General features: G+C 68.5%; 15 protein-coding genes. 11 read left to right on the top strand and 4 right to left on the bottom strand.

Features of this window, described 5'->3' with window-relative positions; all coding sequences use genetic code 11:
• Nucleotides 1-99: 99 nt before the first annotated feature.
• The 3 genes from groL to DPQ65_RS01955 all read right to left on the bottom strand — a co-directional run bounded on the left by groL (nt 100) and on the right by DPQ65_RS01955 (nt 4,903).
• Nucleotides 100-1,740 carry a chaperonin GroEL gene (gene groL / locus DPQ65_RS01965; protein WP_114905707.1) on the bottom strand — a complete coding sequence of 547 codons (1,641 nt, stop codon included), beginning with the start codon at nt 1,738-1,740 and terminating at the stop codon, nt 100-102.
• 360 nt (nt 1,741-2,100) lie between these two features.
• A complete protein-coding gene (locus DPQ65_RS01960) occupies nt 2,101-4,032 on the bottom strand; it encodes a propionyl-CoA synthetase (RefSeq protein ID WP_114905706.1) in 1,932 nt (643 codons plus the stop codon).
• A 4-nt stretch (nt 4,033-4,036) separates the two neighbouring features.
• Nucleotides 4,037-4,903 carry an MBL fold metallo-hydrolase gene (locus DPQ65_RS01955; protein WP_162801964.1) on the bottom strand — a complete coding sequence of 289 codons (867 nt, stop codon included), beginning with the start codon at nt 4,901-4,903 and terminating at the stop codon, nt 4,037-4,039.
• Nucleotides 4,904-5,059: 156 nt separating this feature from the next.
• Between DPQ65_RS01955 and DPQ65_RS01950 the strand changes: the two genes are divergently transcribed.
• Genes DPQ65_RS01950 through DPQ65_RS16250 form a run of 3 tightly spaced genes read left to right on the top strand, consistent with a single transcriptional unit; the run spans nt 5,060 to nt 6,760 of the window.
• Complete coding sequence (locus tag DPQ65_RS01950) at nt 5,060-5,608, top strand: toxin-antitoxin system HicB family antitoxin (protein ID WP_162801963.1); 549 nt, start codon at nt 5,060-5,062, stop codon at nt 5,606-5,608.
• 44 nt (nt 5,609-5,652) lie between these two features.
• The gene (locus DPQ65_RS01945) at nt 5,653-6,597 is read left to right on the top strand and encodes a DUF4097 family beta strand repeat-containing protein (RefSeq protein ID WP_114905703.1); all 945 of its coding nucleotides are present in this window, start codon (nt 5,653-5,655) and stop codon (nt 6,595-6,597) included.
• 31 nt (nt 6,598-6,628) lie between these two features.
• Nucleotides 6,629-6,760 carry a hypothetical protein gene (locus DPQ65_RS16250; protein ID WP_272947623.1) on the top strand — a complete coding sequence of 44 codons (132 nt, stop codon included), beginning with the start codon at nt 6,629-6,631 and terminating at the stop codon, nt 6,758-6,760.
• Between the two features lie 115 nt (nt 6,761-6,875).
• Here the strand turns inward: DPQ65_RS16250 and DPQ65_RS01940 are convergent, their stop codons facing one another.
• Complete coding sequence (locus DPQ65_RS01940; RefSeq protein WP_114905702.1) at nt 6,876-7,166, bottom strand: DUF3263 domain-containing protein; 291 nt, start codon at nt 7,164-7,166, stop codon at nt 6,876-6,878.
• Between the two features lie 441 nt (nt 7,167-7,607).
• Between DPQ65_RS01940 and DPQ65_RS15445 the strand changes: the two genes are divergently transcribed.
• From DPQ65_RS15445 to DPQ65_RS01905, 8 genes are all read left to right on the top strand, one after another.
• Nucleotides 7,608-8,000 (top strand): hypothetical protein, encoded by a 393-nt coding sequence (locus DPQ65_RS15445; RefSeq protein WP_162801962.1) that lies wholly within the window; start codon nt 7,608-7,610, stop codon nt 7,998-8,000.
• A gap of 69 nt (nt 8,001-8,069) precedes the next feature.
• Nucleotides 8,070-8,774 carry a hypothetical protein gene (locus DPQ65_RS01935; protein ID WP_162801961.1) on the top strand — a complete coding sequence of 235 codons (705 nt, stop codon included), beginning with the start codon at nt 8,070-8,072 and terminating at the stop codon, nt 8,772-8,774.
• Nucleotides 8,775-8,918: 144 nt separating this feature from the next.
• Nucleotides 8,919-9,605, top strand: a complete 687-nt coding sequence (locus DPQ65_RS01930; protein ID WP_114905700.1) for a uracil-DNA glycosylase — start codon at nt 8,919-8,921, stop codon at nt 9,603-9,605.
• A gap of 68 nt (nt 9,606-9,673) precedes the next feature.
• A complete protein-coding gene (locus DPQ65_RS01925; RefSeq protein WP_114905699.1) occupies nt 9,674-11,392 on the top strand; it encodes a carbon starvation CstA family protein in 1,719 nt (572 codons plus the stop codon).
• A 20-nt stretch (nt 11,393-11,412) separates the two neighbouring features.
• Nucleotides 11,413-11,688, top strand: coding sequence for a cory-CC-star protein (locus tag DPQ65_RS01920; RefSeq protein WP_114905698.1), 276 nt, complete (start codon nt 11,413-11,415; stop codon nt 11,686-11,688).
• A 48-nt stretch (nt 11,689-11,736) separates the two neighbouring features.
• Nucleotides 11,737-12,768 carry an ArsA family ATPase gene (locus tag DPQ65_RS01915; protein ID WP_114905697.1) on the top strand — a complete coding sequence of 344 codons (1,032 nt, stop codon included), beginning with the start codon at nt 11,737-11,739 and terminating at the stop codon, nt 12,766-12,768.
• Nucleotides 12,769-12,787: 19 nt separating this feature from the next.
• Nucleotides 12,788-13,618 carry an SGNH/GDSL hydrolase family protein gene (locus DPQ65_RS01910; RefSeq protein ID WP_114905696.1) on the top strand — a complete coding sequence of 277 codons (831 nt, stop codon included), beginning with the start codon at nt 12,788-12,790 and terminating at the stop codon, nt 13,616-13,618.
• On the top strand, nt 13,611-14,018 hold the full coding sequence (locus DPQ65_RS01905) for a VOC family protein (RefSeq protein WP_114905695.1): 408 nt from the start codon (nt 13,611-13,613) through the stop codon (nt 14,016-14,018). The genes DPQ65_RS01910 and DPQ65_RS01905 overlap by 8 nt, the downstream gene beginning before the upstream one ends.
• Nucleotide 14,019: the final 1 nt, after the last annotated feature.

The following is a 14,019-nucleotide window of genomic DNA, read 5'->3' as shown; positions in this document are numbered from 1 at the left end:
GCTTTCAGCCCGGGACAGCACAACGGGGCGGCCTCCCGAAGGAGACCGCCCCGTTGCTCGTTGTCCGCGAGAAACGCGGGAACTCGTGGGGTGGCTAGGTCAGAAGCCCATGCCGCCCATGCCGCCCATGTCGCCCATGCCACCGTCGCCGGCCGGCATGGCCGGAGCGGGCTCCGGCTTGTCGGCGATCACGGCCTCGGTGGTCAGGAACAGCGCCGCGATGGAGCCGGCGTTCTGGAGCGCGGAGCGGGTGACCTTGACCGGGTCGGCAACGCCGAAGGCCAGCATGTCGCCGTACTCACCGGTCGCGGCGTTCAGGCCGTGACCCGCGGGCAGGTTGCGCACCTTCTCCGCCACGACGCCGCCCTCGAGACCACCGTTGACGGCGATCTGCTTGAGCGGAGCCTCGACGGCCACCTTGACGATGTTGGCGCCGGTGGCCTCGTCGCCCTCGAGGGAGAGCTTCTCGAACGCGCCAGCGGCCTGGATCAGGGCGACGCCACCACCGGCGACGATCCCCTCCTCGACAGCGGCCTTGGCGTTGCGGACGGCGTCCTCGATGCGGTGCTTGCGCTCCTTGAGCTCGACCTCGGTGGCAGCGCCGGCCTTGATGACCGCAACACCGCCGGCCAGCTTGGCCAGACGCTCCTGCAGCTTCTCACGGTCGTAGTCGCTGTCCGAGTTCTCGATCTCGGCGCGGATCTGGCTGACGCGACCGGCGATGGCGTCGGCGTCACCGGCACCCTCGACGATCGTGGTCTCGTCCTTGGAGACGACGACCTTGCGGGCGTGGCCCAGCAGGTCGAGCTCGGCGGTCTCCAGGGAGAGGCCGACCTCCTCGGAGATGACCTGGCCACCGGTGAGGATGGCAATGTCGGCCAGCATGGCCTTGCGGCGGTCACCGAAGCCCGGGGCCTTGACGGCGACGGACTTGAAGTTGCCCTTGATCTTGTTGACCACCAGGGTCGCCAGGGCCTCGCCCTCGACGTCCTCGGCGATGATCGCCAGCGGCTTGCCGGACTGCATGACCTTCTCCAGCACCGGCAGAACGTCCTTGATCGCGCTGATCTTGGAGTTCAGGATGAGGATGTAGGGGTCCTCCAGGACCGTCTCCATGCGCTCGGTGTCGGTGACGAAGTAGGGCGAGATGTAGCCCTTGTCGAAGCGCATACCCTCGGTGAGCTCGAGCTCCAGGCCGAAGGTGTTGGACTCCTCGACGGTGATGACACCCTCGTTGCCGACCTTGTCCATGGCCTCGGCGATCATCTCGCCGATCTCGTTGTCGGCCGCGGAGATGGACGCGGACTGCGCGATCTGCTCCTTGGTGTCGACCTCGGTGGCCATGTTCAGCAGCTCGGCGGAGACAGCCTCGACGGCCTTCTCGATGCCGCGCTTGAGGGCCATCGGGTTCGCGCCGGCCGCGACGTTGCGCAGGCCCTCACGGACCATGGCCTGAGCCAGCACGGTCGCCGTCGTCGTGCCGTCACCGGCGACGTCGTCGGTCTTCTTGGCGACCTCCTTGACGAGCTCGGCGCCGATCTTCTCGTAGGGGTCCTCGAGCTCGATCTCCTTGGCGATGCTCACACCATCGTTGGTGATGGTGGGGGCGCCCCACTTCTTCTCCAGGACGACGTTGCGGCCCTTCGGGCCGAGAGTCACGCGCACGGCGTCGGCGAGGGTGTTCATACCCCTCTCGAGTCCGCGGCGAGCCTCCTCATCGAAAGCAATGGTCTTGGCCATTTGGGTGGTTCCTCCCACAGGCTGAACGGGTTGGAGACCGGCCTCACGCCCGCGACGGACGAGCCGACCCTGCCGGGCTCACGTCGCGCCGACACGGCCAACCCTCGATCGGTCGGTCATTGTCACTCTCATGGTCAGAGTGCTAAGTCCATGATTAGCACTCTCAGGGGTCGAGTGCAAATATCTGGGGCGATCTGAGCACAAAACAGGGCGTCCGTATGCCGACCGCTCACCCCTCCCCACCCGTCACCGGCGCATCTCACCGGGACAGCACGAGCGGTGCGTTGGCACGTGCACGACAACTACCCACGATGCGACCCCAGCCCGGGTAGACCCGTGGCACGTGTCAGGCTCTGGGCGTCAGCGCTCGCCCTCCAGCACGCCGCGCAGCCCGTCGAGCACGGTGGCGTCCTCGATCGTGGAGGGCACCAGGGCCTCGTCGCCGTCGGCGATCTGGCGCATCGTCTTGCGCAGGATCTTGCCCGAGCGCGTCTTGGGCAGAGCATCCACGACATCCACCCGGTTCAGCGCCGCCACGGCACCGACCTCGGCACGGACCCGCTGGATCAGCTCGGCGCGCAGCGACTCGGCACCCTCGACGTCAAACTCGACTCCGGCCTTGAGCACGACCAGACCCCGTGGCACTTGACCCTTGAGTGCATCGCGGACACCGATCACGGCACACTCGGCGACCGAGGGGTGACCGGCCAGCGCTGCCTCGATCGACCCGGTCGACAACCGGTGCCCGGCGACGTTGAGCACGTCGTCGGTGCGACCCATGATGAAGACATAGCCGTCCTCGTCGACGTAGCCCCCGTCGCCGGAGAGGTAGTAACCGGGAAAGGCCGACAGGTAGGACTCGACATAACGGTCGTCGTCCCGCCAGAGCGTGGGCAGGGTGCCGGGCGGCAGCGGCTGCTTGAGGCAGATGGCGCCCTCGACGCCGGGCTGCACCGGCTGACCGGTCGGGTCCAGCACCTGCACGTCGTAGCCGACCGTTGCCGGACCGGAGGACCCAGGCTTGATCGGGAGCTGGCCGATGCCCATCGGGTTGATGGTGATGGGCCAGCCGGTCTCGGTCTGCCACCAGTTGTCGATCACCGGGACGCCCAGGGCGTCCGTGGCCCACTGCCAGGTGTCCGGGTCGAGGCGCTCGCCCGCGAGGAAGAGGGTCCGTAGCGAGGAGATGTCGTAGTCGGCCAGCAGCGCAGCCTCCGGGTCCAGCTTCTTGATCGCCCGGATGGCCGTCGGCGCAGAGAAGGCCGCGACCACCTGGTGCTCCTGGATCAACCGCCAGTAGGCACCGGCATCGGGAGTGCCGACCGGCTTGCCCTCGTAGAGGACCGTGGTGGCACCGGTCAGCAGAGGCGCATAGACGATGTAGGAGTGGCCCACCACCCAGCCCACGTCGGAGCCGCAGAACCAGGTCTCACCCGGCTGCACGCCATACAGGTTGCTCATCGACCAGCGCAGAGCGACGGCATAACCGCCACTGTCCCGCACGATCCCCTTGGGCTTCCCGGTGGTGCCGGAGGTGTAGAGGATGTAGAGCGGGTCGGTGGCCTGCACCCGGACGCACCCGGCGGGCGCGATGGCGTCGGGCTTCATCAGCGTCTTCCAGTCCAGGTCGCGCTCGCCCATCTCGGCCAGCGCCTGCTCGCGCTGCACGATCACCGTGAAGTCCGGCTTGTGGCTCGAGCGGTCAATGGCCTCGTCGAGCATCGGCTTGTACTCCACCACCCGCGTGGGCTCGACACCGCAGGACGCGGAGATCACGACCTTCGGCTCGGCATCCTCGATCCGGGCGGCGAGCTCGGCCGGGGCGAAGCCGCCGAAGACCACCGAGTGCACGGCACCGATGCGGGCACAGGCCAGCATCGAGATCACGGCCTCGGGGATCATCGGCAGATAGATCACGACCCGGTCACCCTGCTCGACCCCGAGGTTGCGGAGCACACCGGCGAACCGGGCCACCTCGTCGAGCAGCTGGGCGTAGGTGTAGCTCCGCTGCTTGCCGGTGACCGGGCTGTCGTAGATCAGGGCGGTCTGGTCGGCCCGGCCGTGCACAACATGACGATCCAGGGCGTTGAAGCAGACGTTCAGGACACCGTCGGGGAACCAGTCGTAGAACGGCTCGCGCGAGGAGTCCAGCACGGTCTGCGGACGCCGGATCCAATCAAGATCCTGTGCCGCCGCCCCCCAGAAGGCTGCGGGATCAGTCAGGCTGCCGGCGACCAGGTCGCGGTAGACGGTGGGATCGGCGGTCGTCTCGGGCCCGGCGTCGTTGCTCATGCCCCTATGGTGCTGCGTTGACCTCGGCTGCGCCAGAGCGGGTCTCCAGGGTGCGCACCGCAGCATCGCGCAGAGTGCTGTCCGTCAGACCCAGCCCGCGAGTCTTGGCGACCAGCCCGTCAACGTCCTGGACCCCGGCCGCCAGGGCGCTGGTGAGATCGTCGGCGAGCGCCGAGAGGGTCGCCCGCTGCTGGGCGATGAAGGCCGGCTCAACGACCTCACCGTGACCGGGCACGTGCAGCTGGGCGTCCCGGACGTGTGGGTGCTCCTGCAGTCTGGCGAGGGTGGCGCCCCACTCCAGTGGGAAGGAGTCGTCCATCGCCGGGTCGGCCCCCTGCTCGATCAGGTCCGCCCAGAAGACGGTGGAGACGTCGGGGACGGCGACGACGAGGTCGTGGTCGGTGTGCCCGCGCCCACCAAAGAGCAGGTATGCCGTGCGGTCGCCGAGGTCGATCGGCGTCACCTCGTCGTCGACCAGGTAGAACGGCAGCACCACCTCGGTGTCGACGTAGGTCTGTGCCAGGTCCGGGCGCTCTGTGCGGCGCAGGTGCTCCACGACCTGGCTGCGCTGGTGCTCGGCGGTGCGCTGCAGACTGGCAGCCGCGCCCACGTGGGCGTAGATCTGGGAGTCCCGGAAGGCCGCGTTGCCGAAGCAGTGGTCATAGTGCGCGTGCGTGTTGACCACGACCTGCTCCAGGGGCGTGATCTCACGAACGGCAGCAGCCAGGCCCTCACCACGGGCGGTGGTGCTGCGGGTGTCGATGACCAGGGCCCGCCTCGAGCCGACAACGAGCCCGCAGTTGAGGTCCAACTCGGAGTGCCTGCGGACGAACGTTCCAGGCGCGACCTCCTGAAACTGCGGCACAGACATGACCTTCACCCTAGGTGATGCTGACCCGGGCACCAACGAGATGGGCGTCCGGGCGGCCTGTTCCCGCACCCGTGCACCACGCGTGACACACCGTGCCGTCAGTGTTGACGTCACTATGGTGTTGACATGACACCATTTTGGTGTCATAGTCGTGTCATGGAACTCACCACATACGTCGAGCGACTGCGGGCCGAGGTCTCTGCGGCCACCGAGCTGGGCGGGCCGGAGATCACGGCGTCGGCCCAGCGCGTCCTGTCCGCGGTCGACCCCGCCATCCGCCTGGTCCTGCTCGAGGCACTCACCGACGCCGCGGCGGAGATCACCACCGAGCTCCCGTCCGGGAGCGTCGAGACCCGACTGCGCGGCCGGGCCCTGGAGTTCGTCCTCGACGGCGTCGGCTCCCCCGACGGGCCGGAGGACACCTACCCGCAGGACTCAGAGCGTCAGCCGATCGATGAGTCCGGGGACCAGATCCGCATCACGCTGCGACTGCCCGAGGGCCTGAAGTCGCGGGCCGAGGAGCTTGCCTCCGAGGTCGGTCAGTCGCTGAACAGCTGGATCGTGGACGCCGTCCGCGATGCCACCGCCAGCGGGTTACGCATCAACCTGCGCAGCCACGGCGTCCGCTTCGACTACCCACCCAGTCCACCGGGGGCACCCAAACCGCCCGGCACACCGGGTCGCCGGATGACCGGCTGGTCCTGACGCACCTGACACAACCCACCCACCACCAGACCTGAGGACAGATCATGGACCGCACCTTTGAGACCCCCAACCCGCCCGACCTGTCGGTCGAGATCGGCTCCGGCCACGTCGAGATCCGCGCCGGTGAGACCAACGGCCGCACCCTGGTGACCGTCACCGGCAAGGGCGCCGAGGAGACCACGGTCGAGCAGCAGGGCAACACGATCGCCGTCGTGGGCCCGCGCTCCCGCAACGGCTTCAGCTTCGCCCTCGGCAGCAGCCAACTCACCGTCCGGATCAGCACGCCCACCGGCAGCGCGCTGAGCACCAAGCTCGGCTCAGCCGACCTGACCGCCACCGGGGTGCTCGGCACCTGCGCCCTGCGGTCCGGCTCCGGCGACAACGAGCTGGAGGATGTCGGCACGTTGGAGATGACGGCCGGCTCCGGCGACCTGCTGGTGGGCGCGGTCACCGGCGACGCCTCGCTGCGCAGCGGCTCCGGCGACCTCCGGCTCCGCACCGTCACCGGAGACGTGAGCGCGCTCACCGGCAGCGGTGACGTCATCCTGGGCCGGGTCAGTGGTCAGATCAGCACCAAGAGCGGCTCCGGGGACGTCCGCATCGAGGCCTCCGACCACGGCGCCGGGATCACCACCGCCAGCGGCGACATCCAGCTCGACCGACTCTCCGGTGGTCGGCTGGACGCCCGCACCGCCTCCGGCGACATCAGGGTGGGCGTCACCGCGGGGCTGCCCGCCTGGACCGACATCCACACGATGACCGGCACCGTCCACTCTCGGCTGGTCTCACTCGGGCAGCCCGCCGAGGGCGCCCCGTTCGTGGAGCTGCGACTGCGCGCCGTGTCCGGTGACATCGCCGTCGGCCACCTCGACGAACAGACCTCCCCGCCGACTGGCCCCGCACCTACCGAGCCCGCCCACACCGAGCCCGCGGACGCCGAGCCCGCGGACACCGAGCCGATCCACACCGACCCGACCCGCACCTTCTGAGTGCGCGCACCTGCTGAGAGGAGGACCTGCCATGTGTTTCCCCATCGACCTGGACGTCGCCCGCGACATGCACTCCGAGCGAAGCCGCAGCCTCGAGGTCGAGAACCGACTCGCCCTCACGGCCGACGCACGCGGACGACAGGGCACCACTCGCCGCCGCTGACCCGGCTCGCGCCGCAGGGTCATCGCCCAGCACCGTCATCGCCCGGCACCGCACCCAAGCATCCGGCCCGGGAGTCAGGGACTCCCGGGCCGGATGCTGCGTGCCGTGGGCTCGCTCAGAGCTGGACGCCGAGGCGGCGCGCCGAGCGCGACTTCTGGCGCTGGGCGCGCATCCGGCGCAGCCGCTTGACCAGCATCGGGTCGTGCTCCAGGGCCTCCTGGGAGTCGATCAACTGGTTCAGCAACTGGTAGTAGCGGGTGGCGCTCATGTCGAACAGGTCCTTGATCGCCTGCTCCTTGGCGCCGGCATACTTCCACCACTGACGCTCGAAGTCGATGATCTGGCGATCGCGCTCGGTCAGCCCCTGGGGTGCATCGGCGCCGGTGATCCTCGCTGCGGCTCCCATTGTGGTCCTTCTGTGCTCGGCGGGCGCCGGTGGACCCGACGCGTCGGGCCCCACTGTACGTCCTGAATGACAGCTCTGTCATTCCGACGTGCCGGGCAGCCCGAACCGGGGCCGTCCACGCCCGAGCCGACCACGCGGCATACGCTGTCCCGGTGAGCAGCCGCCCACCATCCCTGGACACTCGGCAACTCCGGTGCAACAATCCATCATGGACCGAGCATCCAAGTTCGTGTTGGCAGTCATAGCATTGCTCGCTCCCACACGGCGGCAGCACCGCCGGTGGTGAGTCATCACGGGGTGGACAACATGTTCAGGAACACAGGGCAACCCGACTGTCGACAGGGCACACCAAGGCAGGATGTGTGCCGGGCGGACAACACCACGCACTCGTACTTCTATCAGGGATTCAGCACTCGACTGACGAATGCGACTGAGTCAGCGATGACGAGCATGGGATATTACACAGACATCAATCCAGTACACGACAGCACTCTTAGTTATCTTGAGACGGATATGCATCTATGGATTGACTCATCCTTGCCTGCTAATACGTGGGGAAATGTTGATTGCTTGAAGGCGCAGGATTTTCTGCGCTGCAATTCATATAATGTGAGAATCAATTCCGTGCTGAACAACAACACCATTGGCTACAATGCTACGAAGGCGTTAGTATGCCATGAAGCGGGCCACACCGTCGGCCTCCTCCACGGTAATGAGGCCGTGCCCTGGCGAGCGAACGACCACGCCGAACTTGGCTGTATGGTTACTCCAATTGATGGAGATCTGCGCGGCCTCGGGGACCATAACAATCATCAGATCAATTCAGCCTACTAGCGGGGCGGTGAGAATTAAACCATGTTGCAACAGCGATCCACCTATCTGGTCACTTTCATGGGAGCAGTCATGCTGCTGGCCGCAGGCTGTGGCGATCGCCTGCCCCCTGCGGGTGAGGCGCAATCGGTCCCGCAACAGGAGCAGAGCGACACAGAACCGGCCACTGCGTCGACCACCGAGAGAGACGCCGCTGCGAGCGAGACGTTCATCGACGGGGACGCCGAGTTGATGTTTCCCAATCAGACAGTGGAGGACTGGGCTCAGTGGGGCTCCCACGTCGTCCAGGTCGACGTGGTGGGGGAGAAGAAGCTACTGGATCGAGCCACCGACGCCGGGCCCTACAACCTGATCCCTCGAGACGTCGTCGTTGACGTCACCAATGTTCTCTGGAGCAACCCGAACGCCATCACGGGCGTCACCCCAGGGGAACCTCTTACGCTCTACACTTATCCCGGCTATGCCCAGTTCGATGACGGCACCGAAAAACCCGCAATGACTGAGGGGGAAGCCCGGATGGAGATTGGTGCAAGCTATGTAGTCGTACTCATGGATGACCATCAAGACGGCGAGCAGTATCTCGCCCCAATGCGGACCATGGCGATCGACGACGCTGGGACGGTCCTTGTAAACAAGGCAGATGCGCCCGGAACTACGTCCATAAAACTCGCTGCACTGCCCCAGTCCATTGACAGCGCGAAGGTGGAGAACGTGGTTGCGAAGCCTGGCGAATCCGTTGCGGAGCGGTGGGTTCGCTACATGGGTCTGGAGGACTGACCCACCTCTCATCTCCGTGCTGACCCGTCTTGCGGGCGCCGCTTGCGGCGATTGGGTGGCGAGTCGTGTCGATGACGTCCACCAGCTCGTGGGCCGACCACGCGGGCATACGCCTGAGCCGACCACTCGGCATACCCTGTCCCGGTGAGCAGTCCGCCCACCGCCCCGCTGGCCGACCTGGTGCACCCCTCCTGGGCGCGTGCCCTCGAGCCAGCCACCGACACGGTGCGCGAGCTCGGCGACTTCCTGCGCGCCGAGGTGGCCGCCGGCCACGGCTACCTGCCCGCGGGGCACCACATCCTGCGCGCCTTCGAGCAGCCCCTGGACCAGGTGCGGGTGCTGATCGTCGGGCAGGACCCCTACCCCACCCCGGGCCACGCGGTCGGTCTGTCCTTCTCGGTGGCTGCCGACGTGCGGCCCGTCCCGCGCAGCCTGCAGAACATCTATGCCGAGCTCGGCACGGATCTGGGTATGCCGACGCCCGCCTCCGGGGACCTCTCCCCCTGGACGGAGCACGGGGTGCTGCTCCTCAACCGGGTGCTGACCGTGCGGCCAGGCGCACCGGCCAGCCACCGGGGCCGGGGCTGGGAGCAGCTCACCGACCTGGCCATCGCCGCACTCGCCCGGCGCGGCGGCCCGCTGGTGGCGATCCTGTGGGGTCGGGACGCCCGGTCACTGGCACCGGCACTGGGCGACGTGCCCACGGTCCAGAGCGCCCATCCGTCACCGTTGTCGGCTCGCGGCGGATTCTTCGGCTCGCGCCCGTTCAGCCGCGCGAACGACCTGCTGGTCGCACAGGGCGGCACACCGGTCGACTGGTCGTTGTCGTGATCCCACCAGGACGGTCCGCGAGTCGCTAGGGTGACCGGTACCCCGCCCCCGGACAGAGGCAGCACACCATGAACTCCCTGGTACTCGCACTCATCGGCGTCGCCATGATCCTGGCCGGCTACTTCCTGTACTCGAAGTACCTGGCCAGCCGGATCTACGCACTCGACGACTCCCGCACCACCCCAGCGCACCAGTTCGAGGACGGCGTCGACTACGTCCCGACCAACAAGTACGTGCTGTGGGGACACCACTTCACATCCGTCGCCGGCGCCGCCCCCATCGTCGGACCCGCCATCGCCGTCATCTGGGGCTGGCTGCCCGCCTTCCTCTGGGTGACCATCGGCACTGTCTTCTTCGCAGGGATGCACGACCTCGGCGCCCTGTGGGCCTCGATCCGCAACCGTGGCCAGTCGATCGGCGCCCTGTCCGGTCGCTACATCGGCAAGCACGGACGCAACCTGTTCCTGGTGGTCATCTTCCTGCTCCTGCTGATGGTCAACGCCGCCTTCGCGGTCGTCATCTCCAACCTGCTGGTCAGCACCCCCACGGCCGTGATCCCGACCTGGGGTGCGCTGCTGGTCGCCCTGCTCGTGGGCCAGGCGATCTACAAGCTGAAGTGGAGCCTGCCGGTCGTCTCCGTGGTGGGAGTGGTCGCGCTCTACACCCTCATCTGGATCGGCGACCAGGTGCCGCTCGCCCTTCCGGAGACGGTCATGGGTCTGCCGGACAACGCCTTCTGGATCATCGTCCTGTTCCTGTACGCCGGTATCGCCTCCACCCTGCCGGTCTGGGTCCTGCTGCAGCCGCGCGACTACATCAACGGTCTGCAGCTGTTCATCGCGCTCGGCATTCTCTACGGGTCGGTCCTGATCGCCCGCCCAGAGATCGTCGCCCCTGCAGTGAACAACGAGGTTCCGGCAGGGACCCCCAGCCTGGTGCCGCTGCTGTTCGTCACCATCGCCTGCGGCGCAGTCTCGGGCTTCCACGGCATGGTGTCCTCGGGCACCAGCTCCAAGCAGTTGCACAAGGAGTCCGACGCCCGCTTCGTCGGATACTTCGGCGCGGTGGGCGAGGGCCTGCTGGCGCTGGGTGCGATCATCGCCGCCACCGCCGGCTTCGCCACCCTCGGCGCGTGGCGGGAGACCTACTCCGAGTTCGGCGCCGGCAGCGTGGGCGCGTTCGTCCAGGGCGGCGGTGCCATCGTGGAGAGCGGCCTGGGGCTGTCCCAGTCGCTGTCGGCGACGATCCTGGCCACCACCGCCATCCTCTTCGCCGCCACCACGATGGACACCGGGGTGCGCCTGCAGCGCTTCGTCGTCCAGGAGATCGGCGACATCGCCGGCATGGCCCTCGGGAAGGGCGTCGCCACGGTCATCGCGGTCGGCGTCGCGCTGGCACTGACGTTCGGCGCCGGTGTGGACGGCTCCGGCGGGCTGCTCATCTGGCCCCTGTTCGGCACCACGAACCAGCTCATGGCCGCCCTCACCCTGTCCATCGTGGCGATCATGCTGCTGCGGCGAGGACGCACTCCGCTGCCCGCGCTGATCCCCCTGGTCTTCGTGGCGGTGATGACCATCTATGCGCTGTTCATCCAGCTCGGCACCTTCTGGGAGGCTCAGAACTGGCTGCTCCTGGCCCTGGACCTGGTCATCCTCGTGGCAGCACTCTGGGTGATCGTCGAGGCCGCGGCCGCGATGCGGTCGGCGCGCAACTACGTCGGTGACGACGACGCCGAGCTCGCTCAGGAGGCCGAGCGCGCGGCCGCGGAGCGGGCACCACAGGACTGACGGGAGTAGCCTCCAGCGTGATGGAGGACTCCGACCAGTCCCGCAGCCGCCTCTGGCAGGTGGCTGCGGGGCTGCGTGACTTCTACAGCGGCCCCTACCGGCGCACCTTCGCCCGTGCCCAGCAGGACGAGGACGACCTGTTCCTGGTCATCGTGATGGCCGAGGCCCTCGGCGTGCCCAACCCGGTGAGCTACTACACCGTGGAGCTGCTGCCGGTCGTCTACGACCAGTTCCACGACTGGCACAAGCGCATGGGCCTGGACCGCTCCCCCCTCGACCATTTCTCGTGCTGCTGAGGCAGCCGTGCCGTTGCTCGTTCCCGCCCGCCACTGCCCAGGAGCCTGATGCCCCAGCCACTCAGCGATCTCGCCCGGCACCGCGATGTCCTCTTCGTGGGCGGCAAGGGCGGCGTCGGCAAGACGGCCGTGGCCTCCGCGCTCGGCCTGGCCCGCGCCCGCGCCGGCCGCCCCACCCTCGTGGTGTCCACCGACCCGGCCCACAACCTGGGCCACCTGTGGCAGCGCCGGGTCGGCGACTCACCGATCGAGCTGGCACCGCGCCTCCGGGGACTGGAGATCGACCCCGCCCGCACGACCGAGGAGCACCTTCGAGCTGTCCGGGCCACCGTGCGGCGCCTGATGGCCGACAACCTGCAGGGCGAGGTCGACAAGCACCTGGATCTGGCGCGGGACGCCCCGGGAACGCATGAGGCCGCGGTGCTGGAGCGGATCGCCGAGGTCGTCGAGCAGCGCGACCCGGAGGAGCTGGTCATCTTCGACACAGCCCCGAGCGGCCACACCACCCGGCTGATCGCACTGCCCGAACTGATGCAGGCCTGGACCGAAGGGCTGCTGCGCCGCCAGGACCGCTCCGCCCGGTTCGGGGCGGCCCTGCGCGGACTGGAGGGAGCCGACTATGACGCCGCGGAGCTCATCGGATCGCGGAGGCTCCCGGGCTCCGGCACCTCGATCGGCCCACGCCGCACCCAGGACCGACGGGCACACCGCGACGAGGAGATCCGCTCGGTGCTCGACCGCCGGCAGCAGCGCTTCCGCCACCTGCGGGAGGTGCTCACCGACCGCACCGGCACGGCCTTCGTGATCGTGACCGCCGCCGAGCGGCTGCCGGTCCTGGAGTCGGTCGAGCTGCACGAGCAGCTCACCCGCTCGGGAATGACCGTCGCGGCCGTGGTGATCAACAAGCGCTCTCCGGCCGATGCTGGCGACCTGCTCGCCTCCCGACGTCTGGTCGAGGAGGAGTATGTCGCGGAGCTGGCCCGGTCACTGCCGCACCTACCCACGGTGCAGGTCCCGCTTCTGGCGGACGAGGTGCTCGGCGAGCCGGGTCTGGAGCGGCTACTCGGCTATCTCGCGTGAGACCGGCAGGATGGTCTCCATGACAGGCAGCACCCGCACCGGCAGTATCCGACCCGAGGCTCGACCGTGGCGTCGCTATGTCGCCCTCGGCGACTCCATGACCGAGGGCCTGGGCGACCCGGACACCGACGGTGGCCTGATCGGCTGGGCCGACCGGCTCGCTGCGCTGCTGTCGGCCCATACCGCGGACCTCAACTACGCCAACCTCGCGGTGCGGGGCCGGAGGCTGCACGACATCGCAGGTCGTCAGGTCGACCGCGGGCTGGAGCTGCAGCCGGACCTGGTGAGCATCATCGGCGGCGGCAACGACATCCTGCGCCCCGGCGCCGACCCGGACGCACTGGCGGCCGCGCTGGAGGAGGCCGTCGCTCGCATCCGCGCGACGGGCTCCGACGTGCTGATGGCGACGCCGAGCGACCCTGCTGGGGCACCCATCGTGGAACGGACCCGTGGCAAGGCTGCGGTCTACGTCGGCCACCTCTGGTCGATCGCCGAGCGGCAGGGTGCCTACCTGCTCAACCAGTGGGCGCTGACCTTTCTGCGGGACTGGCGCATGTGGGGGCGGGACCGGATCCACATGAGCCCGGAGGGGCACCGCCGCGTGGCACTCGCTGCCTACGAGTCCCTCGGGCACACCGCCGAGGAGGCGGACTGGCGGATCCCGTTGCCGCCACAACCCCGCCCCGGACGCCTCGAGGCGTTCCGCGACAACGCGACCTGGGCGCGGGAGTACGCCGCCCCGTGGGTGGGTCGGCGCCTGCGCGGGACCTCCTCCGGCGACAACGTGCCGCCCAAACGCCCCTCCCTGACACCGGTCCGGGCCGCGAGCGAGGACCGGGCCGATGACTGAGCGCACCGCCCGCGCCCTGCACCACCTCGACCTCTGGGTCGACGACCTCCAGGCCGCCGTCCGCTCCTGGGGGTGGTTGCTGCACGAGCTCGGCTGGAGCGAGCACCAGCGGTGGCGGGAGGGGCTGAGCTGGATCCACCCGGACGGCACCTACCTGGGGGTGGAGCAGTCACCGGACCTCCGACCCGGAGGCCACGACCGGCTCCGAGCCGGCCTGAACCACCTGGCTCTCACGAGCACCGACCGACCGGCGCTCGATGCCCTGCGGGCGGCTGCGCCGGACCACGGCTGGCAGGAGCTGTTCGCCGAACGCTATCCGCACGCCGGCGGCCCGGAGCACACGGCACTCTTCCTGCAGGACGGCCAGGGCTTCGAGGTCGAGGTCGTCCTCCACCGCTGAG

Origin of the sequence: Ornithinimicrobium murale, from assembly GCF_003352835.1 — a bacterium.
Lineage (GTDB): Bacteria > Actinomycetota > Actinomycetes > Actinomycetales > Dermatophilaceae > Ornithinicoccus > Ornithinicoccus muralis.
The sequence above is the reverse complement of the archived record's forward strand: the minus strand, read 5'-3'. Positions and strand labels throughout refer to the sequence as shown.